Genomic DNA, 25,033 nt, shown 5'->3' on the forward strand with positions numbered 1-25,033 from the left:
TCACATGTATAACCGAAGCGGAACTCAAGCCTACGCCCAGGTCAGTCTGGAAAGCGGCGTAATGAGCGCCAGCCCGCATCAGTTAATCGTGATGCTTTTCGACGGGGCGCTTAGCGCCCTGCTACGCGCACGCATTCTGATGAACCAGGGCGATATCGCCGGCAAGGGAGTGGCACTGTCAAAGGCCATCAACATTATCGATAACGGCCTGAAAAGTGGTCTCGACCACCAACAGGGCGGCGAAATGGCCGATAATCTGGCGGCGCTGTATGACTATATGAAGCGCCGCCTGATGCAGGCCAACCTGCATAATGACGAGGCGGCGATCACCGAAGTGGTCAAACTGTTGGAAAATATTGCCGACGCCTGGCGCCAAATCGGCCCCAATTATCACCCCTCTCAGGACGCCGTTTAATGGAACGTCAACAGCAATTGCTAGCCGCGTATCAACAAATACATAGCCTGAGCAGCCAGATGATCGCCCTGGCGCAAACCGAAAGATGGGAGGACCTGGTCGAACTGGAACTGGCCTACGTCACCGCAGTGGAAAGCACCGCCGCCTTTACCGGGCAGGCTGGCCCATCGATGGCACTGCAGGAGTTGCTGCGCAATAAGCTGCAGCAGATCCTGGACAACGAAACCGAGCTCAAACGCCTGCTGCAGCAACGCATGGACCAATTAAAAGAGTTGATCGGCCAGTCAACTCGTCAGAACGTGGTTAACAGCACCTATGGCCAGTTTAACGACCGCGCCCTGCTGTTGGGAGAGCCGCAAATCAGATGAACTCATAACAATAACGGGAAAAGCAGAATTAATAGCACTATGCACTATTATTCTCCGGTTAAGTCAGGATATTAATCCATGACATTTGAATTATATACACCTATAGTATTTTTCACCTCGGTCTGGTAGGGCGCGAATATATTCGCCCCGACCTACACGGGCGCGGCATGCAACGCCCCTACGAGACGGATAAATATTACGCCGACACGGACGTTTTCTGTTCAGCAGGAAATTGATTTTTGATAGATAAAACACGTCGTTGTGTTTCACAACGCATGGAAAAATGTTGCTCCAGCGCCGATCAAAGCGTAAAGATATTCCCAGATACTGGCTGCGAAATGAATATCGATGGAACGTACAATTAATCTTTGTCCTGGAATTGGTGCCTCGGCGCATATCATTCAGCATACTGAATTATTATTCCCTTCAGTCTATTTTGAACAACCCCATCTGTATTTGGTACAGCAAGGCCATAAACGCGTACGTTGGCAACAGCGTGAAGTGGTGGCTCATAGCGGGGAATTGTTGATTATCGACGGAGGGCAAACCGTGGATATCATTAATGAGCCCTCAGAGGAAGGGGCATTCAGCTGTCAGTTGTTGACCTGCGATCCGTTGCTGTTCGCCGCACCACTGGCCCAGGTTGAAACCCAGGCCCCAACGGCATTCGACGCAGTGCTGGCATTGCGCAACCTGCCCTGCGCACTAATACACAGTTTTGAAACCACCAGCCTGGCGCTGGCACTTAAACATCGTTTCCCTGCGGTCATCATTCGCCACAAAATGCTGGAGATTCTGCTGTGGCTGAAGCAATTCAATATCAGTTTCATTCATAACGAGGTCAGAAATTTAACCCAGCAGGTGCGCCGTTGTCTGGCGACCGATCCGCATAATATCTGGACGGCGGCCGAGGTAGCGGACACCCTGTCGATGAGTGAAGTGATGCTGCGCCGTAAATTATCGGCAGAAAATACCTCGTTGCGTACCCTGATGATCGACGTGCGCATGAGCAGCGCACTGGCACTGCTGCAATCCACCGATTGGCCCATTTCCGCCATCGCCCAGCACGTCGGTTATGAAAGTTCCTCAAGGTTTGCAGAACGTTTTCGTAAGCGCTTTGGCTTTGCCCCCACCGCCATTCGCGGCCACCAACGGGCAATGGAGAGCAGCGCTATTCGCCCCGATCATTTCAGCATGATGGAGGCACAGGAATGACAGCCACGGCCATAAGTTAAATCATTGAGCAACGGGAGCGTCGTTTATGCAGTGCGGGTTAGCGGAAAACAGCCGGGTGGGATAGCATCGGCGAGCATTAATTCAATCAGGGGTGATAAACCATGCTCAACGAAAAACTGCTGTTTTCCCTGGCCATACTGTTGCTCGGTATGTGGCTGCTGGGCCTGACCTACGAGGAAGACGTTATGCGGATACTGGCGGGTAAATAAACCGGCAAGGCCACAAAAGTGGCCCGGGCTTTTTAGCTTTGTTTAATTAAAACGATTATTAATACGACCAAAACGGCCATAATCAAAATACTCAACAGCCGCCATCTTTGTTCACTTTTGCTGCTCATCGTCTTTCCCGGTAATAAAACATCCTTAACCTGGGAATTATAACTCTGTGACAAGTGTCGCAATGTGAGTTGAAGCAGGGTTTCTGCCCTGTTACTCCAGCGATTGGTGATCGCTATGCCGAAGGTAATACGCCTAATATGCTAATTCAGTATTCAAAACCCCACCACTAAAAATCCCGCCATCACAACCTAAGGCCCGAGCTGCGCCAATCTGGCCGGCAGTTGCGCCAGCAATTGATCTATTGCCAGCCAGACTTTTAATAAGACTTAATAAGACAATGTCGTGGTACGCAATTTGGTGGCACGGGCGCGCGTGACACTCCATCACACCGCCATATTCATGACTTCCTGGTAAGCGGAAACCAGCTTATTACGCACCTGCACGCCCATCTGCAGCGAGATTGACGATTTTTGCAGATCGACCATCACATCATTGAGGCTGATGCCCGGTACACCGATCTCAAAATCCTGCGCCTGCTTGCGTGCGGCCTGCTGGGTATCGCTGATCTTGCCAATAGCCGTTTTCAGCTCGCTGGCGAAACTGACGCCCGGCGCAGCAGCACCGCGATCCATTTGCCCGGCCTGAATCGCGGTGGCTTGTAACTGCTGCAATACCCCTTCAATACCCTGAATTGCCATGGTAACCCCAATAAAAATGCGGCTGCCGGCCATTGTGGCGGCAGACACTACTCTGATGCTGCACACCCTAACACAGCGTTTTTATCCTAAAGCGGCTAATTAACTGCAAAAAACCCGGCTTTTCGGGCCATCGAAATCACCATAAAAGCAAATAATGGCCTGCCCAGTAATGGGAGCGCCGCTATACCCGTCGTCTTTCAAGTTGCAGCGTTGTTATCTGCACTCGCTCACCCCAGTTACTTACTCGAGTAAGCGCCTGGGGATGAGCGAGCTGGCCGCCTAGCTGCAACTTGAAAGGCATAGGGTATATTTATATGTGTATCAGGGAGTCTGTTTTGTCACACAACGCTAACCACATCGTTCATCAGCCTGGCAGGGAGCTACGCCGTGGCCCGAACCGGATCCTGAGCGTCATTGAAGGACACTGGCTAAAATGAGTGCTTCAATCTCCGCCACCGAAAGCCGCGATAATGGCCTGCAAGCCATGTGGAGCCGTCTGCGCGCCAACCCGAAAATCCCACTGCTGATCGCCGCTTCTGCCGCCATCGCCATTGTGGTCGCGCTGCTGTTATGGGCAAAAAGTCCTGATTACCGGGTGCTGTACAGCAACATTAACGATCGCGACGGCGGTGCCATCGTCACCCAACTGACGCAGATGAACATCCCCTTCCGCTTTGCCGAAAATGGCGCGGCGCTGCTGATCCCGGCAGACAAAGTGCACGAAACCCGCCTGCGTCTGGCGCAGTTGGGCCTGCCGAAAGGCGGTGCCGTTGGCTTCGAACTGCTGGATCAGGAAAAATTCGGCATCAGCCAGTTCAGTGAGCAAATCAATTACCAGCGCGCGCTGGAAGGCGAATTGTCACGCACCATCGAATCGCTGGGGCCGGTACAAAACGCCCGGGTGCATCTGGCACTGCCAAAACCCTCGCTGTTCGTGCGCGAGCAAAAATCCCCTTCCGCCTCGGTGACCCTGACGCTGCAACCCGGCCGCGCGTTGGATGACGGCCAGATCAATGCCATCGTTTATATGGTCTCGAGCAGCGTCGCCGGCCTGCCGCCGGGCAACGTGACCGTGGTCGATCAGTCCGGTCGTCTGCTGACCCAGTCTGACGGTGCCGGGCGCGATCTGAACGCCGCACAGCTCAAGTACGCCAACGAAGTGGAAAGCCGCTATCAACGTCGCATCGAAGCGATTTTGGCACCGATGGTCGGTAACGGTAACGCGCGCGCCCAGGTCACCGCGCAGATTGATTTTGCCACCCGCGAGCAAACCGACGAAGAATACCAACCGAACCAACTGCCGAATAAGGCCGCCGTTCGTTCCAAACAGATGAGTCAAAGCGATCAGATTGGCGGGCCACTGGTCGGTGGCGTACCGGGCGCCTTGTCCAATCAGCCTAGCGCTCCAGCGACCGCGCCGATTGAAACCGCCAAACCGGCGGCCACCGGCAACAACGCCAACGCCAACGCCACCCAGCCCAATGCCGCGGCAACCCGCAGCGCAGCCTCGGGGCCACAAAATTCACGCCTGGATGAAACCACCAACTACGAAGTCGATCGCACCATCCGCCATACCCAGCAAAAAGCCGGGACGGTGCAGCGGTTGTCGGTGGCAGTGGTGGTTAACTATCGCGGTACGGATAAAGACGGCAAACCACTGCCGATGAGTAAAGAGCAGTTGGCGCAGATCGAATCGCTGGTGCGCGAGTCCATGGGTTTCTCCAGCACCCGCGGCGACACGCTCAACGTGGTCAACACGCCGTTTACCGATAACGAAGTCACCGGCGGTGAGCTGCCGTTCTGGCAAAGCCAGGCGTTTATCGATCGTCTGTTCGACGCCGGTCGCTATCTGTTGGTCCTGCTGGTCGGCTGGTTGCTATGGCGCAAACTGGTACGTCCGCAGCTGCAAAACCGTCAGGCCGTACAAAAAGCCGCTATCGCCGCCGCCAATACGCCAATGGCCAAACCGGCAGAGAGCAATAAACAGAGTAACGAGGAGCTGGCGCAGCACCGTAAATCACAACAGCGCGTCAGTGCAGAAGTCCAGAGCCAGCGGATCCGCGATCTGGCTGATAAAGACCCACGCGTGGTCGCTCTGGTAATCCGCCAATGGATGAGCAACGAATTATGAGTCTGACCGGAACCGAAAAAAGCGCCATCCTGCTGATGACCCTGGGTGAAGATCGCGCCGCCGAGGTGTTCAAACACCTCTCCTCGCGGGAAGTCCAGCAGTTGAGCGGCACCATGGCCAGCATGAGCCAGGTCTCGCACAAACAACTGAATGAAATACTGCGCGAATTTGAAGATGACGCCGAACAATATGCGGCACTGAGCGTCAACGCCAGCGACTATCTGCGTTCGGTGCTGGTTAAAGCGCTGGGCGAAGAGCGCGCCGCCAGCCTGTTGGAGGATATTCTCGAATCCCGCGAGACCACCACCGGCATGGAAACGCTCAACTTTATGGAGCCGATGAGCGCCGCCGATCTGATCCGCGACGAACACCCGCAGATCATCGCCACCATTCTGGTCCACCTGAAACGTGGCCAGGCGGCGGATATTCTGGCGCTGTTCGACGAACGCCTGCGCAACGACGTGATGCTGCGTATCGCCACCTTCGGCGGCGTGCAACCGGCAGCGCTGGCGGAACTGACCGAAGTGCTGAACAACCTGCTCGACGGCCAGAACCTCAAGCGCAGCAAAATGGGCGGGGTACGCACCGCAGCCGAGATCATCAACCTGATGAAAACTCAGCAGGAAGAAGCGGTTATCGACGCCATGCGCGAATACGACGGCGAACTGGCGCAGAAGATCATCGACGAAATGTTCCTGTTCGAAAACCTGGTGGAGGTCGACGACCGCAGCATCCAGCGCCTGTTGCAGGAAGTGGAAGGCGAATCCTTGCTGGTGGCGCTCAAAGGTGCGGAACAGCCGCTGCGCGAGAAGTTCCTCAAGAATATGTCGCAACGCGCTGCCGATATTCTGCGCGACGACCTGGCCAACCGTGGCCCGGTACGCATGTCGCAGGTCGAGAACGAACAGAAAGCCATCCTGTTGGTCGTCCGTCGTTTGGCGGAAAGCGGCGAAATGATTATTGGCGGTGGCGAGGACACCTATGTCTGATCGCATTAACACCCTGCCCTGGCAGCCCTGGTCGCTTAACGATTTGACCGAGCCGAAAACGGTGGTCGAGCCGCTGCCGTTACCGCCGGTGGAATCTTTCGGCACACCACTGGACGACACTGTGGTTCAGGAACAGCAACTGGCCCAATTGCGCCTGCAGGCAGAGCAGCAAGGCCAGCAGTTGGGCTATGCCGACGGCCAGCAAAAAGGTTACGAAGCCGGGTTCCAGGCCGGAATGGAAGAAGGCCGTCAACAGGGCCTGCTGGAGGCGCAACAGCAACAACAACCGCTGACCGCCCACTGGCAACAATTGGTGACGGAATTCCAGCATACGCTGGACGCGCTGGACAGCGTGATCGCCTCGCGCCTGATGCAGTTGGCGTTAACCGCCGCCAAACAGGTGCTCGGTCAACCACCGGTGTGTGACGGCACCGCCCTGCTGGCGCAGATCCAACAGTTGATCCAGCAGGAGCCGATGTTCAGCGGCAAACCCCAGCTGCGCGTACATCCGGATGATTATCAGCGGATAGAGCAACAACTGGGCGCGACGCTCAGCCTGCACGGCTGGCGACTGCTGGCAGATGGCCAACTGCACCCTGGCGGTTGCAAGGTCAGCGCCGATGAAGGCGACCTGGATGCCAGTCTGGCAACCCGCTGGCACGAACTCTGCCGCCTGGCGGCTCCGGGAGAAGTGTAATGACGCTTCGACTCGGCCGCTGGCTGACCTCACTCGATACGTTGGAAAAACGCATCACGCACGCGCCGAAGGTTCGTCGTTACGGCCGCCTGACGCGCGCAACCGGGCTGGTACTGGAAGCCACCGGGCTGCAACTGCCGATCGGTGCCACCTGCCTGATCGAACGTCACGACGGCGGTGAAGTGCAGGAAGTCGAGAGCGAAGTGGTCGGTTTTAACGGCCAGCGGCTGTTCCTGATGCCGCTGGAAGAAGTGGAAGGCATTGTGCCCGGCGCACGGGTTTATGCCCGCGTCTCGCCGGAAGGACAAAGCGCCAGCAAACAGCTACCGCTTGGCCCGGCATTGCTGGGTCGGGTGCTGGACGGCAGCGCCAAGCCACTCGACGGCCTGCCCGCACCGGAAACCGGCTATCGTGCGCCGCTGATCACCGCCCCGTTCAATCCGTTGCAGCGTACGCCGATCGAACAGGTCCTGGATGTCGGCGTGCGCACCATTAATGGTCTGTTAACCGTCGGCCGTGGCCAACGCATGGGGCTGTTCGCCGGCTCCGGCGTCGGCAAAAGCGTGCTGCTGGGCATGATGGCGCGTTATACCCAGGCCGACGTGATTGTCGTCGGGCTGATCGGCGAACGTGGCCGCGAGGTCAAAGACTTTATCGAAAACATCCTCGGCCCCGAAGGTCGGGCACGTTCGGTAGTGATTGCCGCGCCGGCAGACGTCTCGCCGCTGCTGCGCATGCAGGGGGCAGCCTATGCCACGCGTATCGCCGAGGACTTCCGCGATCGCGGTCAGCACGTGCTGCTGATTATGGATTCACTGACCCGTTATGCCATGGCGCAGCGTGAAATTGCCCTGGCCATCGGCGAGCCACCGGCCACCAAAGGCTATCCGCCGTCAGTGTTCGCCAAATTACCTGCACTGGTGGAACGTGCGGGCAATGGCATCAGCGGTGGCGGTTCAATTACCGCCTTCTATACCGTACTGACCGAAGGCGATGACCAGCAGGATCCGATTGCCGACTCGGCGCGCGCCATCCTCGATGGTCACGTGGTGCTGTCGCGACGGCTGGCAGAGGCCGGTCACTACCCGGCAATCGACATTGAAGCCTCGATCAGTCGTGCCATGACTTCACTGATCGATGAGGAACATTACCGCCGGGTACGTAACTTCAAACAGATGCTGGCCAGCTATCAACGCAACCGCGATTTGATCAGCGTCGGTGCCTACGTTTCAGGCAGCGATCCTTTGCTGGACAAGGCGATGGCACTTTACCCGCAGATGGAAGCCTATCTGCAACAGGGCATTTTTGAACGCAGCGGTTATGACGACGCCTGCCAACAGTTACAGCAGTTGATCGTTTAACGTCACCAAAGGCGAAAATCCGATGAAATCACAGTCCCCCCTGATTACCCTGCGCGATTTGGCGCAGGACGCAGTGGAACAGGCGACGCAGCAGTTGGGCCAGGTGCGTAAGGCACAACAGGCGGCAGAGCAGCAGCTTTCCATGCTGCTCAATTATCAGGATGAGTACCGCCAGAAGCTGAATAATCAATTGAGCGGCGGTATGGAATCGTCCAACTGGCAGAACTACCAGCAGTTTATCGGCACGCTGGAGCAGGCCATCACCCAGCATCGCCAGCAACTGACGCAGTGGGGGGAAAAGGTCGAGAGCGCCGTGAAACACTGGCAGGACAAACAGCAACGGCTGAATGCCTTCGAAACCCTGCATACCCGTGCTCAAAGTGCGCAGCTGCAGTTGGAGAATAAACGGGATCAAAAACTGATGGATGAGTTTGCTCAACGCAGTGCACAAAGGAATATCCACCCATGAACCTCAACCTATTGTCAGGTCTGTCGACCCCAGGTGACAGCGGAGTACTGCCGGACGCGCAGTTGCCGCTGGATGAATCCTCTCTTTCGTCCGCCTTTGCTCAATTGCTCGGCGCACGTGTGTTGCCGGCCGATAAGGCTACAGGCAAGCTGTCGCCGATGACGCTGAGTGCCGACGAGGACTCCACGCCGCTGAGCCGCAATCAGCTAACCCAGCTACTGGCCACCTTCGGCGAACGAGATGGACTTTTGGCACCCTCGCTATTAAGCAGCGGTCAGCAGGCGGCCGTCGCGCCGGGGGAAGAGGCGCTGAAAGATCAAACTGCGGAAAATACGGCCCTGCGCCCCGCCGGTGAAATCGACGCGGCCACCTTACAGGCGCTGTTTGCCATGCTACCGATCGCCGTAACGCCGGTGATGCAGGCCACCGCGGCGGGCGCCGGGGAACTGAGCATTGAAGGCGAACCGGGTACGACACAACCTACGGCTGTGCTGAGCGCCACGCTGGGCCGCTCCTCGGACGCCTCTGGTAGCCCGATAACGGACACGCAGAAAACCCCGCCGACCCTGAGCAAAGATCCTCTCGGCACGGAAAGCGGCAGCGACGCACCACAAAAAACGGCGGCCACTCAGGATAAGCCGGATGCTACCGCGTTGAAATTCGGCGCCGATACGCCGGCAGCGGTCAATCACCTGATGGCACCGCCTGTCTCCAGCCCGACGGTGACAGCCGCTCCAGCCTCTTCGCTGGTTACCGCCCCGCCGACGCCGCAGCTAAATGCTCAGCTTGGCAGCCCCGAGTGGCAACAGGCGTTGAATCAGCAGGTACTGATGTTCCATCGCAACGGCCAGCAAAGCGCAGAACTGCGCCTGCATCCGCAGGAGTTGGGGGCATTGCAGATCACCCTTAAGCTCGATGACAGCCAGGCACAGTTGCATATTGCCTCCGCCCACGGTCAGGTACGTGCCGCCGTGGAAGCCGCCATGCCGCAACTGCGCCATGCGCTGGCAGAGAGCGGCATCAATCTGGGACAAAGCAGCGTCGGCAGTGAGTCCATGCCGCAGGGGCAACAGGCGCAACAACAAAACGCCGGGCAACAGGGCCAACCAGGTTATCGCGATAGCCACGCCGGCAGCGAACCGGGCGCAGAGGCCCTCAGTGCTCCACAGGCATTGCAGGCGATGGCTCGGGCCGTCAACGGCGTTGATATTTTCGCCTGACTGAGCGCAAACGCCCAAGCTGGCACGCTTTTCCCCGCCTATTCTGGCTATTGCACGCCGGAATAGACGGGATAATACCGCTACATGTCATGCGTGCGGTTTTCATGTACGCAGAAAACAGGAATTTGGCTTAGCAATGTCTCAGAACTCCCTTCCAACAGCCTCAAAAAAACGTCCGCTACTGGCTTACCTGCTGGTGTTGATTACCCTGCTCGCCTGCGGCGCAGCCGGCTACAGCTGGTGGCAGCTTAAACAGCACCAGAATGGCGCACAGCCCGCAGACAAACCGCAACCTCCGGCCGCACCGGTGTTTATGCCGCTGGACACCTTTACCGTCAATCTGATGACGCCGGATAACAACCCCGATCGCGTGTTGTACATCGGCCTGACATTACGCTTGCCGGACGAGAACACCCGCCGCCAACTGAACGATTTTCTGCCGGAGGTGCGCAGCCGTCTGCTGATGCTGCTGTCCCGTCAGGAGGCGGGTCAGTTGAGCAGTGAACAAGGGAAACAGCAATTGGTGGCGCAGATTAAGGACGTACTTAGCCCGCCGCTGGTTAAAGGACAACCGAAGCAGGTGGTCAGCGACGTGCTGTTCACCGCCTTCATACTGCGGTAATCACTATGGGCGACAGCATTCTTTCACAGGCAGAGATCGACGCCTTGCTCAACGGCGACAGCGCGGGAGATGAACCCGTCGCGGTCACCAGCAACGAGAGCGAGGTCAAGCCGTACGATCCGACTACCCAGCGCCGCGTGGTGCGCGAGCGTCTGCACGCGCTGGAAATCATCAACGAACGTTTTGCCCGGCAGTTCCGCATGGGGTTATTCAACCTGCTGCGTCGCAGCCCGGACATTACCGTCGGCCCGATCAAAATTCAGCCGTACCACGAATTTGCCCGCAACCTGCCGGTGCCCACCAATCTCAATCTGGTGCACCTGAACCCGCTGCGCGGTACCGCGCTGTTCGTGTTCGCGCCGAGCCTGGTGTTTATCGCGGTCGATAACCTGTTCGGTGGCGACGGCCGCTTTCCGACCAAAGTGGAAGGCCGCGAATTCACCCCCACCGAGCAGCGGGTGATCAAGCGCATGCTGCGTCTGGCGCTGGATGCTTACGGCGATGCCTGGAGTGCGATTTACAAGATCAACGTGGAATACGTGCGCGCCGAAATGCAGGTGAAATTCACCAATATCACCACTTCGCCGAATGACATTGTGGTCACCACGCCGTTCCAGGTGGAGATCGGCGCGCTGAGCGGTGAATTCAACATCTGTATTCCGTTCGCGATGATCGAGCCACTGCGTGAACTGCTGACCAACCCGCCGCTGGAAAATTCACGGCAGGAGGACAGCCACTGGCGCGAAACGCTGGTGAAACAGGTGCAGCATTCCGAACTGGAGCTGATTGCCAACTTCGTCGATATCCCGATGCGGCTGTCAAAAATCCTGAAGCTGCAGCCGGGTGACGTATTACCGATTGATAAACCGGATCGCCTGATCGCCCACGTGGATGGCGTACCGGTGCTAACCAGCCAATACGGCACGTTAAACGGGCAGTACGCCCTGCGTGTTGAACATTTGATTAACCCTATTTTGAATGCCCTGAGTGAGGAACAGCCCAAATGAGTGATCCTAAGCAACCGTCTGGCGAAGGAAAGGAATCCGTGGACGACCTGTGGGCTGACGCGTTTAACGAGCAGCTTGCCACCGACAAAACCTCTGCCAGCGACGCGGTATTCAAATCGCTGGAACCGCAGGATGCCAGCGGTAGCCTGCAGGATATCGATCTGATCCTGGATATCCCGGTCAAACTGACCGTCGAACTGGGCCGCACCAAAATGACCATCAAGGAGCTGCTGCGCCTGTCGCAAGGCTCTGTCGTGGCGTTGGACGGGTTGGCGGGTGAACCCCTGGATATCATGATCAACGGTTATCTGATTGCCCAGGGCGAAGTGGTGGTGGTGGCCGACAAGTTCGGCGTGCGCATCACCGACATCATTACCCCATCCGAACGTATGCGCCGCCTGAGCCGCTGATGAACCCAAACGCCACCGCGCCCGGTCAGGGCACCTTGCAACCCGCTACGCCGGCGTTACCGGCCGGTTCGGTGCTGACACAGGTCAGTACCGCACTCGGCGGGATCCTGCTGCTGATCCTGCTGGCGGGCTGGCTGTTTCGCCGATTGGGGTTCGCCCCACAGGCACGCAACAGTAAGCTGTTAAACCTGCGGGCCAGTTGCCAGGTCGGTCAGCGTGAGCGCGTGGTGGTGGTCGAGGTGGACAACACCTTGCTGGTACTGGGCGTCACCGCCCAGCAAATCACTCCGCTGCATACCATGCCTGTCCCTGCGCAAGCGCAAGATAGCAGCACAAGCGACAGCGCAGCGCCGGCTGATTTTCGCCAACTGATGCAAAAAGTTCTGAAACGTCCGGAAAAATCGGCATGACTCACACTCAACAATCAGCATCCCCGGCTATTGCCCCCCTCGGCGCGGATTGCCAGAAGACCACCGTCGTCCCCCTCTCCTGCCGGGAAAGGGTCGGGGTGAGGGGAAAACACCTCCTGGCCACTGCCCTGCTGCTGGCAAGCCCAGCGGCTTTCGCGCAATTGCCTGGGCTTATCAGCCAACCACTGGCGGGTGGCGGCCAAAGCTGGTCGCTGCCGGTGCAAACGCTGGTGCTGCTGACCTCGCTCAGTTTCCTGCCTGCGATGCTGCTGATGATGACCAGTTTCACCCGTATCATCATCGTACTCGGGCTATTGCGCAACGCGCTGGGCACCCCATCCGCTCCACCGAATCAGGTAATGCTGGGTCTGGCGCTGTTTCTGACCTTTTTCATCATGTCGCCGGTATTCGACAAGGTCTATCAGGATGCCTACCTGCCGTTCAGCCAGGACAAAATCAGCCTGGACGTGGCAATGGATAAAGGCTCGCAGCCGCTGCGCGAATTTATGCTGCGCCAGACGCGTGAAACCGATTTGGCCCTGTACGCCAAGCTCGCCAACCTGCCGCCACTGGCCGGGCCGGAAGCGGTGCCGATGCGGATTCTGCTGCCGGCTTACGTTACCAGCGAGCTGAAAACCGCATTCCAAATTGGCTTCACGGTGTTTATTCCGTTCCTGATTATCGATCTGGTGGTGGCCAGCGTGCTGATGGCGTTGGGGATGATGATGGTGCCCCCGGCAACTATCTCGCTGCCGTTCAAACTGATGTTGTTTGTGTTGGTGGATGGCTGGCAGTTGCTGCTTGGCTCGCTGGCACAAAGTTTCTATTCATAACCGGAGCCGCCGATGACCCCTGAATCCGTAATGGCGCTGGGCACCGAAGCGATGAAAGTTGCGCTGGCGCTGGCGGCCCCGATGCTGCTCGCTGCCTTGATCAGCGGTCTGGTGGTCAGCCTGCTGCAGGCCGCCACCCAGATCAACGAAATGACGTTGTCGTTTATCCCCAAAATTCTGGCGGTGGTCGCCACCATCGTGATTGCCGGCCCCTGGATGCTCAACCTGCTGCTGGACTATATGCGCACGCTGTTCACCAACCTGCCGAATCTGATTGGTTAACCATGCTCACATTTGACAGCGCGCAGTTCGGCGTCTGGCTTAGCCAATATTTCTGGCCGCTGTTGCGCATTCTGGCGCTGATCAGCACCGCGCCGGTATTCAGCGAAAAACAAATCAGCAAGAAGGTGAAGATCGGTCTGGGCGGACTGATCGTGATCCTGATCGCCCCTGGTTTACCCGTCAGCACCGTCCCTATCTTCTCCGCCGCCGGGCTATGGCTGGCCGCACAGCAAATCCTGATCGGCGTGGCGCTGGGGCTGACCATGCAGTTCGCCTTCGCGGCAATACGCCTGGCCGGCGAAGTGATCGGCATGCAGATGGGTCTGTCGTTCGCCACCTTCTTTGATCCTAGCGGCGGGCCGAACACCCCGGTGCTGGCGCGGCTGCTCAACCTGCTGGCAATGCTGCTGTTCCTCAGTTTTAACGGCCATCTGTGGTTGATTTCCCTGCTGGTCGACAGCTTCCATACCCTGCCTATCCAGGCCGAGCCGCTCAACGGCAACGGTTTTCTGGCACTGACCCAGGCCGGTTCGCTGATTTTCATCAACGGTATGATGTTGGCGCTGCCGCTGATTTGCCTGTTGCTGACGCTGAACATGGCGCTCGGCCTGCTCAACCGTATGACGCCGCAACTGTCGGTATTCGTCATCGGTTTTCCGGTCACCATGACCATCGGCATTATGACCATTGGCATGATGATGCCGATGCTGGCGCCGTTTTGTGAGCACCTGTTCGGTGAGTTCTTCGACAGGCTGGCCGATGTGATTGGCAGCATGACCCCCTAGCGTTACCCCATTAGTGCGGCTTAACGGCCGCACCTCGCCGGACAAACTGGCAGTAAAATCCCTTTCTCGCTATAAAAAGTTGAAAAATCCAAATTAACACGATTTGGCTTCGATTATTGTTATTGCCTTGAATAATAAAATACCCACCTTAGAATGGCCTTGTTAAATATAAAGCCATCAGTAAAAACAGCCGTCGAAAAATAAAATAAAGGAGTGAATTTAAATATTAAATAACGCACAGGGAAGTTAAATAAAAACTCTGACATCCATCATCTGCAGGGATAAAAATACTTTCTCACCGGGGTCAGCCGGCGGGACAGGCATATTTATTATCTGCGGTTTTACCTCTACCCTCAGGAGCACAGAAATGAAAGCGAAAACCAACCGAAGAGCACGCAGAGCCTTAGGCATGGCGCACTGGGCAACCAACCGTATTCAAATTTCACTATCCTCTTCACCGAACGGTGAAAAATGGACCATGGTGAAAAAGAAAAAATAACAGCCAGGCTATAAATAAAATATAGCCTCTGGTGTTACCTCCCTTCCCGCCTGAATATTTAAACGTTTCCCACCGTTAAATCAGGCGAAAAAAAAGCACGTCACTCGAACCTTCGTGGGGGAAAGAGTGACGTGCCAAAAAAGTGCGCCCGGTTTCAAGAATGCTCTACAGAGATAGAGTTTTCTAAGCACACCCAATTAGTGACCCGCCATGACTTCACAACGGATGTTTATTATTGCCATTCATTCTGTAGGCGCGCTGCATGCTGCGCCCTAACTAACGGAGATGTTTCATTAACATACCCTATGGATTTCATGCTGCAGCTAGGCGCCCAGCTCACGCATCCCCAGGAGCTTACTTAAGTAAGTGACTGGGGTGTGTGAGTGCAGGTAACAACGCTGCAGCTTGAAAGACGACGGGTATCAGCGGTTCATCTGGAACAGCGACATCCCCTGCATATCACCGAAGGTTTTATACGACGCCTGCAAGGCCGCCTGCTGCATAAAGTAGCTGGAAATTGACTCGGCCAGATCGGCATCCACCAGCGCACTCATCTGCGTTTGGTTGATCATGTCGCGATCTTTGCCAATGCTGTCCAGCGTATCCATTTCCTGCAGTTGGTTACCCAGTTCGGCACGCACACTGAGCACCTTGTTGTAGGAGTTGTCCAGACCACGGTTGGCCTTGGCCAGCGCATCGTTCACCTGTTGCTTGGTGGCGTCGTCAGCATCCTTCAAGGGGGTTTTCAACGCCTTCAGCGCGATATCAATGCTTTCAAACACGTTAGAAACCGGCGCACTGCCGTCCGGCTCCGGCTTCGGGTTGCTGGTCAATGACATGAACACCGTATCGCCGGTATGGCCAATGGTCATGGTGCGGTTGGCATCCACTTTCTGCTCAACGGCCTTGTTACCGCCGGCGTAGCTGACTGAACCGCCGTTATCGACAAACGGGGGCTTGTCATTGACGAAGCCGCCAAACATGTAGCGGCCGTTGCCGTCAGTGCTGTTGGCCTGGTTGAGCAGTTGGTCTTTCAGCCCCTGCAGTTGGGTCGCCAGCGAATCGCGGTCATTATCGCTTTCGGTACCGCCGGCATTGACGATCAGCGCCTTCATATCGGCGATGGTACTGGTTGCCCCGCCCAACACCGTCTCTTCCATCGACACGCTTTGGCGGGCAAAGGTCCGCGCCAGAGCATACTGGGTGTTTTCCGACTGTGACTGGGCCAGCATCACCGCCTGTGATGCCGCCAGCGGATCGTCGGACGGATTACTGACCTTTTTACCGCTGGAAAGCTGCTGTGCCGCCTTCATAAACAGTGATTGGTTGTCGGTAATACCGGACATGTTCTGTTGGTACATCATGCTGGTGCTCATACGCATGGTGCAGATTCCTCAAAATCGGTGACCGGAGCCAATGCGGCCCCGGTCAAAATGAAAATCAACGGATATTCAGTAACGCATCAAACATCGAGCTGGCGGTCTGGATCACCTGCGCATTGGCCATGTAATACTGCTGGAAACGCAGCAGCTCACCGTACTCTTCATCCAGGTTAACGCCGGAAGCCGACTGCTGTTGGATAGTCAGCTGCTTGACGATATTGTTCTGTGAGGTCACCGAAACCTTGGCCGATGCCGTTTGGTTACCGACACTGCTAACCATGCTGGCGTAAGCACCGCTGAAGGTGGCCTTGCCGTCGACCAGCTTCTTGGTTTGCAGATCGAGCAGCTTTTTGGCGTTTTCGTTATCGCCGCGGCCGCTGTCGTCCTTACCGGCAGCGGCGATGTTTGAAGAGTTGGTGATGGCGACCTTCAGGCTGCCCGCTACGTCACTGACCGGCTTCACGGTGAAGCTGTCGTTCTTTTGCGCGTTACCTTCGATGCCGACCTTCAGGCCATCAAAACTTAACGTCGCTTTGCCATCGGCATCGGTACCCGCGGTGGCATTCACCTTCACGTTGTCCGGCAGACGGCTCACCTGCCAGTTGCTGCCGTCAAATTCTACCCGGTAGTCATTGGCTTTCACCTTGCCGGTATCGGTGTAGGACACCGACAGCGTCGCATCGCCGGTATTGCGGCTGTTGTCCACCACGCGCCCGCCACCGAAGTTGAAGAAGTCGGTCCCGGCATCGCCGTTGAGATCAAACCCTGCACGGTGTTGCTGGTTAAAACTGTCGGCCATCGCCAGCGCCAACTGCCCCAGTTGGTTGCGAGCGCCATCCAGCGATTCCGTGCGGAATTTCAACACGCCGCTAACGCTGCCGCTGGTAATTTGCCCTTCAGGCACTTCGCTGACACCGTTGCCGCGGTTATAGCCGATGGTCAAACGGGCAGGATCGCCGCTGGAGGGGATGGCTTCAACCTGGTAGGCGTTGTTACCCTGCACCAGGGTCAGGCCGTTGGCGAAAGAGACCGTATAAGCATCGCCGTCCTGCTGGGTCACCTGCACCCCCACCACCTGGTTTAGCTCGGTGACCAACTGGTCGCGCTGATCCAGTAAGGCATTCGGCTCACCGCCACTGCCGCGCAGGCGGGTGATTTCATCATTGAGTTTGGCAATCTGCTGGCTATAGCTGTTGATCTGCGTCGCGCTATCACTGAGCTGCTGATTAACGCCGCTGTCCATATCTCGCAGATATTTATCGGTGTTATTGAACTGATTGACCAGACCATTGGCTTTGCCGAGCACCGTTTGACGCGCTGCGTCATCACCGGCGTTGCTGACCAGATTCTCCAGGTTACTGAAGAAGTCCTGCATGTTGGTCGACAGGGTATTGGTTTTACTGGCCAGTAGATTATCGATCTGCGAAATTTTCTCGAAATAGGCGTTCTGCGCCCCGGCCTGGCTCTGCGCGCCACGCAGTTGGTTGGTAATGAACTGATTATATTCGCGGTTGACGCTGGTGACGGTAACGCCGTTGCCAATAAAGCCATTCATGGTACTCATACCGCCATTCTGCGCCAGAATTGCCGTCTGGCGGTTATAGCCCGCCACGTTGTAATTGGAGATGTTGTTACTGACGGTGCTGAGCGCCACCTGAGCCGCATTCAGCCCGCTCATCGCGGTATTGATTAAGCTATTGGACATAAAAGTTCCTTTTGCTGCGGCGCCGCTGGCCCACAGAAGTCAATTAATCTGCTGAACCCACTCGCTCAGCCTGTGTTGGTTATCGGCAAAAAGCGGGGAAACTTGATAGCAAATTGCTAGCCCTATTCATGATTTATGACATTCGCAAATCCCCAAAATAATTGGCGTTGCAGCACGGCGGCCAGCAAGGGAGTCCCCGGAAGCTTGGTCTGCCAAGTGACCGGGGTGAGCTTGTGCAGCCAACACAGCTGCAGCGTCAAGAATGACGGGGATTTAGAACAGATCCTTCAGGTCATGGGTATAAGCCTTAACCACCTGCTCGCCGGTGTTTTTCATCTGCTGGATCACGCTGACCAGTTTGTTGGCGTATTGCGGATCGGTAGCGTAACCGGCCTTCTGCAACGCATGTGCCGCCTGTTCGGGGCTGCGCGCATTGGCCACTTCGGCGTAGCGTGGGTTATTGGTCAACAGCTTGACGTAGTCGGCAATGGCTTCAACGTAAGAGCCGTACACCCGGAACTGCGCCTTGATCTTCTTCGCGGCCCCCTGCTCAAACTCGGTGGTGGTGACCTCGGTAACCGGCCCGCTCCAGCTGCTGCCGGCCTTGATGCCAAACAGGTTGTAGCTCGGCGAACCGTTGGCGGTCGGGATCTCACGCTGGCCCCAGCCCGATTCCAGCGCGGCCTGCGCCACAATCAACTGATGGGGAATGCCGCTCTGCTGGCTGGCAACGCGCGCCGGAACAGACAACCTGGCGACAAAGTTGCCGTTATTGAGCGACAGCGGCGACGCGGCAGGCGCTTTCGGTACCGCACGACGGATCATTTGCTCCAGCGCCTGATTTGGCAGCGTTTGCAGCACCTCACTGTCCTGATAAAGAAGGTCCAGCGCCATTGGCGACATGCCTGCGGTCTCACTCGGCACCGCGTTGGCATTGCTCATCTGCTTAACCATCATGTCGGCCATCCCCAGCCCCTTTTGCGACATCTGCTGGGCAATCTGCTGGTCATACATTGAGGTATAGAGCCGCGACTGATCGCTGCTCAGCACCCCGTCCTTGGGTAGCGCGGCACGCATACTTTTCAGCATCATCTGCACGAACATGCCTTCAACCTGTTGCGCCACCTGTTTCAGATTGCCCTGCGGATCGCTCGCCGCGTCACGCTTAAGCCCGTTTAGCGCCTGCGCATCATAAGCGGCACCCGACATCGCCATCAGATCGCTGGCCATCAGATGATTTCCAACTTGGCACGCAGACAGCCGGCACTTTGCATTGCCTGCAGGATCGACATCAGATCGATCGGTGTCGCCCCCAGAGCATTCAGCGCGCGGATCACGTTGTTCAGATTGGCGCTGGCATTAACCTTCTGCAGCGAACCGCCCTGCTGCTGCACCGAAATCTGGGTATTTGGCGTCACCACGGTCTGCCCGCCGCCAAACGGCGTCGTTGGCTGGCTGACGGTATTTTGCCGATCGACCACCACCGACAGATTGCCCTGTGCCACCGCACAAGAATCCAGGATCACATCGCGGTTCATCACCACCGACCCAGTACGTGAGTTGATGATCACTTTGGCATCCATTGCCCCGACGCTGACGTTAATGTTCTGGATCTCCGCCAGGAAACGCACCTGTGAACTGTTGCCCTGCGGCACCAATACCTGAATAGTGCGGGCGTCCAACGGTGAGGCAGTGCCACCACCGCGCTGGCGGTTGATGGCATCGCTGATCTGCTGCGCCAGGGTGAAATCCTCATCGTTCAGTTGCAGATTAATCACGCCACCGGCACCGAAAGTGGTTGGCAGTTCGCGTTCAATGGTGGCCCCGTTACTGATGCGGCCACCGGCCAGTTGGTTGACCTGTACGCTGCTGCCGCCGGCCGAGGCACCGGCACCGCCCACCAGCACGTTGCCCTGCGCCAGTGCGTAAACCTGGTTATCAACGCCTTTCAGCGGCGTCATCAGCAAGGTACCGCCGCGCAGGCTCTTGGCGTTGCCCATTGAGGACACCACCACGTCAATATTCTGTCCGGTACGCGAAAACGGCGGCAGCCTGGCGGTCACCATCACCGCCGCCACGTTTTTCAGCTGCATATTGGTGCCCGGCGGCACGGTGATCCCCAACTGCGACAGCATATTGCTCAGGCTCTGGGTGGTGAACGGCGTCTGCATGGTTTGGTCACCGGAACCATCCAGCCCCACCACCAGCCCGTAACCGATCAGCGCGTTATCACGCACGCCCTGCACCGTGACCAGATCGCGAATGCGCTCCGCCGTTGCCGGTAAACACACCAGCCCAATCCACAGCGTAAGCAGTATTTTTTTCAGCATCGATCAATCCTTAGAACGGTGAGACATTTAAGAAGAAGCGTTGCAACCAACCCATGGTCTGCGCCTCGTTGATATAGCCGTTGCCGACGTATTCAATGCGCGCATCTGCCACCTGAGTGGAAGTGACCGAGTTACTGCCGCTGATGGTGCGCGGATTCACTACCCCGGAGAAACGAATGAACTCGGTGCCCTGATTGATGGCGATCTGTTTTTCGCCCACCACGTGCAGGTTGCCGTTAACCAGCACCTGATTGACCGTGACGGTAATGGTGCCGTTAAAGGTATTGTTGGCATTGGCTCCGCCCTTGCCGCCGAAGGTGCTGTCGCCGGACATCTCCATATCGGCACGCGCATTGCCCAGCAGGCCATCGAGATAGCGCGGCGCCGTGGCAACGCCAAACTTGCTGGCACCATTGCGGCTGGCATTGGCGGAAGAACTTTTGCTGGCGCTGACGTTTTCTTGCAGCGCGATGGTCAGGGTGTCACCCACGTTACGCGGGCGGCGATCTTCAAACAGAGGCTGATAGCCGTAGTTCATCGGTTGTACCGTCTGGAAAATCGAGCCGTTGGGTACCGGTGCGCCCGCCGGAGCCGGTTGCGCCGTGGTCGTGCCATCCACCAGAGGTTTATGCGGAATATAAGCACAGCCGCCCAGCGTCAGCATCACCATCGCCGCCAACCAGCGTTTGCCTTGCGGCGGCACGTTTGCCATCAGAGTTGTGGTTACCACGGGTATCGCCTTTGTTTCACAAAATAGGGTTACGGGCGCTGCCGCGCCCGTGAATGTGTTGACAAAGTGGGGAAAAAGCGTGGTTTTTCCCCATTTTGTGGTTATCAGCCGAAAATCAATAATTTGATTTTCCTTAATTTTTTGTTAGCAAATCCTGACCTTCAAACCCTGTTTTGAGATTTGTTAGCTGTCTGACGGGCGCTGCCGCGCCCGTCAATTACAGTTGCGTCAGTTTTTGCAGCATCTGATCGGAAGTCGATACCGCTTTGCTGTTGATCTCATAAGCACGCTGGGTCTGGATCATATTGACCAACTCTTCCGCCACGTTGACGTTGGAGGTTTCCACATAGCCCTGATACAGCAGGCCGGCGCCGTTTAAGCCAGGTGTGCTTTCGTTCGGTGCGCCGGAGCTTTCGGTCTCCTGGTACAGATTCTCGCCCATGCTTTCCAGGCCGCTGTCGTTGATAAAGGTGGTCAGCGTCAGCTGGCCCACCTGCTGGGCCGCGGTCTGGCCCTGCTGGGTGACGCTGACAATGCCGTCGCGACCCACGGTAATGCTCAGGGCATTGGCCGGAATGATGATTGCCGGCTGCACCTGGAAGCCGCTTGCCGTCACCAGTTGGCCATTCTGATCTCTCTGGAACGAACCGTCGCGGGTGTAAGCCAGGGTGCCGTCCGGCATCATCACCTGGAAAAAGCCTTGCCCCTTGATGGCGATGTCTTTGCTGTTATTGGTCTGCGACAGATTGCCCTGGCTGTGCAGGCGCTCAGTGGCCACCGGACGCACACCGGTACCAATCTGCAAACCGGACGGCAGCGTAGTCTGCTCGGAGGACTGAGCCCCCGGCTGGCGCATGGTCTGATACAGCAGGTCTTCAAATACCGCGCGCTGGCGTTTGAAGCCGTTGGTGCTAACGTTGGCCAGGTTGTTGGCAATCACGTCCATGTTGGTCTGCTGCGCATCCAGACCGGTTTTGGCAATCCATAAAGATGGGATCATGGGTTATTTCCTTGCTGCTTAACTCAGTGATAACAACGAGTTGGCGCGCTGTTCATTTTCATCCACGCTGTGGATGACTTTCATCTGCATTTCAAACCGCCGGGCGTTGGCGATCATGTCAACCATGGTTTCCATCGGTTTGACATTGCTGCCTTCCAGCACGCCCGGCATGACCCGTACCAAAGGATCGTTCGGTAACTGATTACCGCGCTGCTGCTGGGTTTCCGGCGTCAGACGGAACAGACCGTCATCGCCGCGCATCACTTCGCGCGCGTCGGCCTTGACCAGTTTCAGCCGACCAATCTGTGCGAGGGTATTCGGCGGATCGCCCGCATTCAGTGCCGAGATGGTACCGTCGGCGGCAATGGTGATCTCTGCCGACGGCGGCACCTCAATCGGCCCGCCATCGCCCATTACCGGCCTGCCCTGCACCGTCAACTGCCCGGTGGAGGAGATCTGAAGATTACCGTTGCGGGTGTAGGCTTCGCCGCCATCCGGCAGGCTGACCGCCAGAAAACCGTCCTGTTGCAACGCCACGTCCAGCGGGCGCGCGGTATAGTTCAGCGCCCCCTGGCTCATGTCGGCACCCGGCGTTGACGCGGTAACCAGCGTGCGCGTCAGCAGGCTTGGCCCGTCTACCGGCACCGCACGCAGCGCCGAAAGCTGAGCACGGAAACCCGGCGTCGAGGCATTAGCCAGGTTGTTGGCAGTAACCGATTGCTGCTCCAGCGTCTGCCGCGCCGCGCCCATCGCGGTATAAATCGCGTGATCCATAAATCAATCCTATTAGCGCAGGCTGACCAGCGTCTGCAGGATCGAATCCTGCGTTTTAATGGTCTGGGCATTCGACTGGTAGTTACGCTGGGCGACGATCATATTCACCAACTCCTGGCTCAGATCGACGTTGGAGGCTTCCAGCGCCCCGCTGGTCAACTTGCCGAAGCCACCACCACCCGCAATACCCACACGCGGCTGGCCCGATGCACCGGTTTCCTGCCAGACGTTATCGCCCTGCGAGGACAGGCCTTCCGGGTTGGAGAAGTTGGCCATCACAATCTGCCCCAGCACCTGAGTCTGCTGGTTGGAATAGATGCCCACGACCGTACCGTCGTTGTTAATCTGGAAATTGGTGTACTCACCGGCGCCATAGCCGTCTTGCGACACCTTGCTGACCGAATCTGCGCTAACGCTCTGCTGCATGCTCTTGGCAAAGCTCAGGCTGAGGTTCTGCGCCGGAGCACCGTCCTTGGCGGACATCGGGACCAGCATACTGAACTCGGCGGCGGTGCCTTGTTTACTGGTGGTACCTGTCAGGTTGCCGCTGGTATCGAAGGTCATGGTGCCGGCATCGACAGGCGCAGCGGAGCCATCCTGGGTATACACCTGCCACTTGTTTTCGTCAGTCTTCACGAAATAGGCATTGATGTTATGTGCATTGCCCAATGAGTCGTAGGCGGTGATGGTGTTGACGTAGTTATAAGAATCCTGCTTGGCCGGATCGAAGGTCTTGTTGTCCGGTACCTTATGGGTGGACTTCAGGTTGGCTACCATGGTGCCTGATGTGGACGCCTTGGCGTTCATCATGCCTTCAGGAATACTGAGCGGCACCGGGTTGGCGCCCTGTTGAATGGTCGGCGGCGTACCGGCAGCCGGATAACCGGTCAACTGTAGGCCCTGCATATTGGTCAGGTTGCGGTTTTCATCCAGTTTGAACTGGCCGTTACGGCTGTAGAAAACGCCACCGTCCTGGTCCTGCATGCGGAAGAAACCGTTGCCGGAAATCGCCACGTCCAGCGCACGGCTGGTCCCGGTGGTGGTGCCGCCCTTAAAGTTCTGGGTGATGCCCGCAACCTTGACACCCAGCCCGACCTGCGAACCGGCAAACATGTCGGCAAAGGAAACGGTGCCTGATTTAAAACCGGAAGTGGCGGAGTTAGCGATGTTATTACCGATCACGTCCAGGTTGGTTGCTGCTGCGTTCAAGCCGCTTACTGCCTGAGAAAAGGCCATGTCATTCTCCGAATAATGTTTAGGCTATCGTCCGATAACGCCCTGTGAATGAGTGAAATAAAAAATCGTATTAAAGAATTTGGCGGACTTCTTCCAGCGTGGTACTGCCCGCCAGGCCCAGATCCAGCTTCGCGCCGTTCGCATCGCGGATAACGCCGTTGACCATGCCAAAGTGCAGGCTGCGCGCCACCAACTGCTCACCGTTGCCCTTGGCGTTGATGGTGAAGCTGTAGGCTCCGTCGGGTGCGGCGGTGCCGTCCGTCATCGAACCGTCCCAGCTAAACGAATGCACCCCGGCGGTCAGGCCGCCGAGCTCGATAGTGCGTACCGCTTTACCGGTGGCGTCGGTAATGGTGGCGGTCACCGAATCGGCCGCACGCTCCAGTTCCAGACCAAACGGCGTGGTGCTGACCTTGCCGTCTTTGCTGCCGGCCAGGATATTGCTGCCGGGGACCATCACGCCGTGACCGATCAGGGCGCTGGCCTGCAGTGACTGATTGCTGTTGATCTGGCCGGAAATCGAGCCCAGCGTGGTATTGAGTTTCTCGATGCCCTGAACGGTGTTGATTTGTGCCAATTGACTGGTCAGCTCATTGTTCTGCATCGGGTTGGTCGGATCCTGATTCTTCAACTGCGCCACCAGCAGCGTCAGGAAGCTGTTGTTCAGATCCTGGCTGGTGTTATTTTTGGCGTTGGCACCGATGACGCTGTTATCCAGCGATTCAGTGGTGGTTGCGGCAATGGCCATGGCAAGCTCCGGTTATTGACCCAGCGTCAGGGTTTTCATCATCATCGACTTGGTGGTGTTGAGCACCTCGACGTTGGCCTGATAGCTGCGGGAGGCGGAAATGGTGTTGACCATTTCGCCCACCACATCCACGTTCGGCATACGGACATAGCCTTTGCCGTCCGCCAGCGGGTTGCCCGGCTGATAAACCAGGCGCTCCGGAGCGGGGTCGTCGACCACCTGCGCTACGCGTACGCCGCCGGTTGGCTGCCCGGGCGCGCTGGCGACTTCAAACACCACCTGTTTGGCGCGATAAGGCTGGCCGTCCGGGCCGCTGACGCTGTCGGCGTTGGCCATGTTGCTGGCGCTGACGTTCAGGCGTTGCGACTGTGCGGACAGCGCCGAGCCGGAGATATCAAAAATATTCAGTAGCGACATG

General features: G+C 57.2%; 28 protein-coding genes. 17 read left to right on the forward strand and 11 right to left on the reverse strand.

The genetic code is table 11. The features are described 5' to 3' along the window. Positions 1-4: 4 nt before the first annotated feature. The 3 genes from fliS to ACNT1W_RS17025 all read left to right on the forward strand — a co-directional run bounded on the left by fliS (position 5) and on the right by ACNT1W_RS17025 (position 1,998). Positions 5-415: a flagellar export chaperone FliS gene (gene fliS / locus ACNT1W_RS17015; RefSeq protein WP_419245895.1), complete on the forward strand. Its 411-nt coding sequence runs from the start codon at positions 5-7 to the stop codon at positions 413-415. Beyond that, positions 415-783, forward strand: coding sequence for a flagella biosynthesis regulatory protein FliT (gene fliT / locus ACNT1W_RS17020; protein ID WP_012145665.1), 369 nt, complete (start codon positions 415-417; stop codon positions 781-783). The genes fliS and fliT overlap by 1 nt, the downstream gene beginning before the upstream one ends. Before the next feature lie 348 nt (positions 784-1,131). Next, positions 1,132-1,998 carry a helix-turn-helix transcriptional regulator gene (locus ACNT1W_RS17025; RefSeq protein WP_115184406.1) on the forward strand — a complete coding sequence of 289 codons (867 nt, stop codon included), beginning with the start codon at positions 1,132-1,134 and terminating at the stop codon, positions 1,996-1,998. 682 nt (positions 1,999-2,680) lie between these two features. On the opposite strand, the gene fliE is transcribed toward ACNT1W_RS17025, so the two are convergent. Then, positions 2,681-2,995, reverse strand: a complete 315-nt coding sequence (gene fliE / locus ACNT1W_RS17030; RefSeq protein WP_026142424.1) for a flagellar hook-basal body complex protein FliE — start codon at positions 2,993-2,995, stop codon at positions 2,681-2,683. A 433-nt stretch (positions 2,996-3,428) separates the two neighbouring features. On the opposite strand from fliE, the gene fliF reads away from it, so the two are divergent. The 14 genes from fliF (at position 3,429) to sra (ending at position 14,710) form a co-directional block, all read left to right on the forward strand. Next, positions 3,429-5,126 carry a flagellar basal-body MS-ring/collar protein FliF gene (gene fliF, locus ACNT1W_RS17035; RefSeq protein ID WP_419245896.1) on the forward strand — a complete coding sequence of 566 codons (1,698 nt, stop codon included), beginning with the start codon at positions 3,429-3,431 and terminating at the stop codon, positions 5,124-5,126. Further along, positions 5,123-6,115, forward strand: coding sequence for a flagellar motor switch protein FliG (gene fliG, locus ACNT1W_RS17040; protein WP_012145670.1), 993 nt, complete (start codon positions 5,123-5,125; stop codon positions 6,113-6,115). The genes fliF and fliG overlap by 4 nt, the downstream gene beginning before the upstream one ends. Beyond that, positions 6,108-6,812, forward strand: coding sequence for a flagellar assembly protein FliH (gene fliH / locus ACNT1W_RS17045; RefSeq protein WP_012145671.1), 705 nt, complete (start codon positions 6,108-6,110; stop codon positions 6,810-6,812). The genes fliG and fliH overlap by 8 nt, the downstream gene beginning before the upstream one ends. Continuing rightward, the gene (gene fliI, locus ACNT1W_RS17050; RefSeq protein WP_012145672.1) at positions 6,812-8,173 is read left to right on the forward strand and encodes a flagellar protein export ATPase FliI; all 1,362 of its coding nucleotides are present in this window, start codon (positions 6,812-6,814) and stop codon (positions 8,171-8,173) included. Before fliH ends, fliI begins: the two co-directional genes overlap by 1 nt. Before the next feature lie 22 nt (positions 8,174-8,195). Beyond that, positions 8,196-8,642 carry a flagellar export protein FliJ gene (gene fliJ / locus ACNT1W_RS17055; RefSeq protein ID WP_012145673.1) on the forward strand — a complete coding sequence of 149 codons (447 nt, stop codon included), beginning with the start codon at positions 8,196-8,198 and terminating at the stop codon, positions 8,640-8,642. After that, positions 8,639-9,862 carry a flagellar hook-length control protein FliK gene (locus tag ACNT1W_RS17060; RefSeq protein ID WP_419245897.1) on the forward strand — a complete coding sequence of 408 codons (1,224 nt, stop codon included), beginning with the start codon at positions 8,639-8,641 and terminating at the stop codon, positions 9,860-9,862. Before fliJ ends, ACNT1W_RS17060 begins: the two co-directional genes overlap by 4 nt. A gap of 136 nt (positions 9,863-9,998) precedes the next feature. Then, complete coding sequence (gene fliL / locus ACNT1W_RS17065; RefSeq protein WP_017893219.1) at positions 9,999-10,484, forward strand: flagellar basal body-associated protein FliL; 486 nt, start codon at positions 9,999-10,001, stop codon at positions 10,482-10,484. A gap of 5 nt (positions 10,485-10,489) precedes the next feature. Then, positions 10,490-11,491, forward strand: a complete 1,002-nt coding sequence (gene fliM / locus ACNT1W_RS17070; protein WP_012145676.1) for a flagellar motor switch protein FliM — start codon at positions 10,490-10,492, stop codon at positions 11,489-11,491. Next, a complete protein-coding gene (gene fliN, locus ACNT1W_RS17075) occupies positions 11,488-11,901 on the forward strand; it encodes a flagellar motor switch protein FliN (RefSeq protein ID WP_012145677.1) in 414 nt (137 codons plus the stop codon). Before fliM ends, fliN begins: the two co-directional genes overlap by 4 nt. After that, positions 11,901-12,311, forward strand: a complete 411-nt coding sequence (fliO, locus tag ACNT1W_RS17080; RefSeq protein WP_112364487.1) for a flagellar biosynthetic protein FliO — start codon at positions 11,901-11,903, stop codon at positions 12,309-12,311. Before fliN ends, fliO begins: the two co-directional genes overlap by 1 nt. Further along, positions 12,308-13,144 (forward strand): flagellar type III secretion system pore protein FliP, encoded by an 837-nt coding sequence (gene fliP, locus ACNT1W_RS17085; protein WP_232020724.1) that lies wholly within the window; start codon positions 12,308-12,310, stop codon positions 13,142-13,144. The genes fliO and fliP overlap by 4 nt, the downstream gene beginning before the upstream one ends. 12 nt (positions 13,145-13,156) lie before the next feature. Continuing rightward, positions 13,157-13,426, forward strand: coding sequence for a flagellar biosynthesis protein FliQ (gene fliQ, locus ACNT1W_RS17090; RefSeq protein ID WP_012145680.1), 270 nt, complete (start codon positions 13,157-13,159; stop codon positions 13,424-13,426). A 2-nt stretch (positions 13,427-13,428) separates the two neighbouring features. After that, positions 13,429-14,211 (forward strand): flagellar biosynthetic protein FliR, encoded by a 783-nt coding sequence (fliR, locus tag ACNT1W_RS17095; protein WP_012145681.1) that lies wholly within the window; start codon positions 13,429-13,431, stop codon positions 14,209-14,211. Positions 14,212-14,578: 367 nt separating this feature from the next. Continuing rightward, entirely contained in the window at positions 14,579-14,710 is a 132-nt protein-coding gene (gene sra / locus ACNT1W_RS17100) for a stationary-phase-induced ribosome-associated protein (RefSeq protein ID WP_017893223.1), read from the forward strand. 422 nt (positions 14,711-15,132) lie between these two features. Here the strand turns inward: sra and flgL are convergent, their stop codons facing one another. The 10 genes from flgL to flgC all read right to left on the reverse strand — a co-directional run bounded on the left by flgL (position 15,133) and on the right by flgC (position 25,032). Further along, positions 15,133-16,092, reverse strand: coding sequence for a flagellar hook-associated protein FlgL (gene flgL / locus ACNT1W_RS17105; protein ID WP_012145682.1), 960 nt, complete (start codon positions 16,090-16,092; stop codon positions 15,133-15,135). A gap of 58 nt (positions 16,093-16,150) precedes the next feature. Further along, positions 16,151-17,797: a flagellar hook-associated protein FlgK gene (flgK, locus tag ACNT1W_RS17110; protein WP_259189730.1), complete on the reverse strand. Its 1,647-nt coding sequence runs from the start codon at positions 17,795-17,797 to the stop codon at positions 16,151-16,153. Between the two features lie 273 nt (positions 17,798-18,070). After that, positions 18,071-19,027: a flagellar assembly peptidoglycan hydrolase FlgJ gene (gene flgJ / locus ACNT1W_RS17115; RefSeq protein WP_012145684.1), complete on the reverse strand. Its 957-nt coding sequence runs from the start codon at positions 19,025-19,027 to the stop codon at positions 18,071-18,073. Continuing rightward, positions 19,027-20,127, reverse strand: a complete 1,101-nt coding sequence (locus ACNT1W_RS17120) for a flagellar basal body P-ring protein FlgI (protein ID WP_012145685.1) — start codon at positions 20,125-20,127, stop codon at positions 19,027-19,029. Before ACNT1W_RS17120 ends, flgJ begins: the two co-directional genes overlap by 1 nt. A gap of 10 nt (positions 20,128-20,137) precedes the next feature. After that, positions 20,138-20,839 (reverse strand): flagellar basal body L-ring protein FlgH, encoded by a 702-nt coding sequence (gene flgH / locus ACNT1W_RS17125; RefSeq protein WP_012145686.1) that lies wholly within the window; start codon positions 20,837-20,839, stop codon positions 20,138-20,140. 235 nt (positions 20,840-21,074) lie between these two features. After that, positions 21,075-21,857: a flagellar basal-body rod protein FlgG gene (gene flgG / locus ACNT1W_RS17130; RefSeq protein WP_012145687.1), complete on the reverse strand. Its 783-nt coding sequence runs from the start codon at positions 21,855-21,857 to the stop codon at positions 21,075-21,077. Positions 21,858-21,875: 18 nt separating this feature from the next. Then, positions 21,876-22,631, reverse strand: coding sequence for a flagellar basal body rod protein FlgF (locus ACNT1W_RS17135; protein ID WP_017893227.1), 756 nt, complete (start codon positions 22,629-22,631; stop codon positions 21,876-21,878). Positions 22,632-22,643: 12 nt separating this feature from the next. Next, positions 22,644-23,867, reverse strand: coding sequence for a flagellar hook protein FlgE (gene flgE, locus ACNT1W_RS17140; RefSeq protein WP_012145689.1), 1,224 nt, complete (start codon positions 23,865-23,867; stop codon positions 22,644-22,646). A 70-nt stretch (positions 23,868-23,937) separates the two neighbouring features. Further along, the gene (flgD, locus tag ACNT1W_RS17145) at positions 23,938-24,615 is read right to left on the reverse strand and encodes a flagellar hook assembly protein FlgD (RefSeq protein ID WP_012145690.1); all 678 of its coding nucleotides are present in this window, start codon (positions 24,613-24,615) and stop codon (positions 23,938-23,940) included. 12 nt (positions 24,616-24,627) lie between these two features. Next, positions 24,628-25,032 (reverse strand): flagellar basal body rod protein FlgC, encoded by a 405-nt coding sequence (flgC, locus tag ACNT1W_RS17150; RefSeq protein ID WP_115184398.1) that lies wholly within the window; start codon positions 25,030-25,032, stop codon positions 24,628-24,630. Position 25,033 lies beyond the last annotated feature (1 nt).

The organism is Serratia sp. NFX21 (assembly GCF_048517035.1).
Lineage (GTDB): Bacteria > Pseudomonadota > Gammaproteobacteria > Enterobacterales > Enterobacteriaceae > Serratia > Serratia quinivorans.

Bases quoted from the DNA above. Each gene is read 5' to 3' on its own strand.
- fliS (WP_419245895.1), top strand. From the start codon at position 5: ATGTATAACCGAAGCGGAACTCAAGCCTACGCCCAGGTCAGTCTGGAA.
- fliT (WP_012145665.1), top strand. From the start codon at position 415: ATGGAACGTCAACAGCAATTGCTAGCCGCGTATCAACAAATACATAGC.
- ACNT1W_RS17025 (WP_115184406.1), top strand. From the start codon at position 1,132: ATGGAACGTACAATTAATCTTTGTCCTGGAATTGGTGCCTCGGCGCAT.
- fliE (WP_026142424.1), bottom strand. From the start codon at position 2,995: ATGGCAATTCAGGGTATTGAAGGGGTATTGCAGCAGTTACAAGCCACC.
- fliF (WP_419245896.1), top strand. From the start codon at position 3,429: ATGAGTGCTTCAATCTCCGCCACCGAAAGCCGCGATAATGGCCTGCAA.
- fliG (WP_012145670.1), top strand. From the start codon at position 5,123: ATGAGTCTGACCGGAACCGAAAAAAGCGCCATCCTGCTGATGACCCTG.
- fliH (WP_012145671.1), top strand. From the start codon at position 6,108: ATGTCTGATCGCATTAACACCCTGCCCTGGCAGCCCTGGTCGCTTAAC.
- fliI (WP_012145672.1), top strand. From the start codon at position 6,812: ATGACGCTTCGACTCGGCCGCTGGCTGACCTCACTCGATACGTTGGAA.
- fliJ (WP_012145673.1), top strand. From the start codon at position 8,196: ATGAAATCACAGTCCCCCCTGATTACCCTGCGCGATTTGGCGCAGGAC.
- ACNT1W_RS17060 (WP_419245897.1), top strand. From the start codon at position 8,639: ATGAACCTCAACCTATTGTCAGGTCTGTCGACCCCAGGTGACAGCGGA.
- fliL (WP_017893219.1), top strand. From the start codon at position 9,999: ATGTCTCAGAACTCCCTTCCAACAGCCTCAAAAAAACGTCCGCTACTG.
- fliM (WP_012145676.1), top strand. From the start codon at position 10,490: ATGGGCGACAGCATTCTTTCACAGGCAGAGATCGACGCCTTGCTCAAC.
- fliN (WP_012145677.1), top strand. From the start codon at position 11,488: ATGAGTGATCCTAAGCAACCGTCTGGCGAAGGAAAGGAATCCGTGGAC.
- fliO (WP_112364487.1), top strand. From the start codon at position 11,901: ATGAACCCAAACGCCACCGCGCCCGGTCAGGGCACCTTGCAACCCGCT.
- fliP (WP_232020724.1), top strand. From the start codon at position 12,308: ATGACTCACACTCAACAATCAGCATCCCCGGCTATTGCCCCCCTCGGC.
- fliQ (WP_012145680.1), top strand. From the start codon at position 13,157: ATGACCCCTGAATCCGTAATGGCGCTGGGCACCGAAGCGATGAAAGTT.
- fliR (WP_012145681.1), top strand. From the start codon at position 13,429: ATGCTCACATTTGACAGCGCGCAGTTCGGCGTCTGGCTTAGCCAATAT.
- sra (WP_017893223.1), top strand. From the start codon at position 14,579: ATGAAAGCGAAAACCAACCGAAGAGCACGCAGAGCCTTAGGCATGGCG.
- flgL (WP_012145682.1), bottom strand. From the start codon at position 16,092: ATGCGTATGAGCACCAGCATGATGTACCAACAGAACATGTCCGGTATT.
- flgK (WP_259189730.1), bottom strand. From the start codon at position 17,797: ATGTCCAATAGCTTAATCAATACCGCGATGAGCGGGCTGAATGCGGCT.
- flgJ (WP_012145684.1), bottom strand. From the start codon at position 19,027: ATGGCCAGCGATCTGATGGCGATGTCGGGTGCCGCTTATGATGCGCAG.
- ACNT1W_RS17120 (WP_012145685.1), bottom strand. From the start codon at position 20,127: ATGCTGAAAAAAATACTGCTTACGCTGTGGATTGGGCTGGTGTGTTTA.
- flgH (WP_012145686.1), bottom strand. From the start codon at position 20,839: ATGGCAAACGTGCCGCCGCAAGGCAAACGCTGGTTGGCGGCGATGGTG.
- flgG (WP_012145687.1), bottom strand. From the start codon at position 21,857: ATGATCCCATCTTTATGGATTGCCAAAACCGGTCTGGATGCGCAGCAG.
- ACNT1W_RS17135 (WP_017893227.1), bottom strand. From the start codon at position 22,631: ATGGATCACGCGATTTATACCGCGATGGGCGCGGCGCGGCAGACGCTG.
- flgE (WP_012145689.1), bottom strand. From the start codon at position 23,867: ATGGCCTTTTCTCAGGCAGTAAGCGGCTTGAACGCAGCAGCAACCAAC.
- flgD (WP_012145690.1), bottom strand. From the start codon at position 24,615: ATGGCCATTGCCGCAACCACCACTGAATCGCTGGATAACAGCGTCATC.
- flgC (WP_115184398.1), bottom strand. From the start codon at position 25,032: ATGTCGCTACTGAATATTTTTGATATCTCCGGCTCGGCGCTGTCCGCA.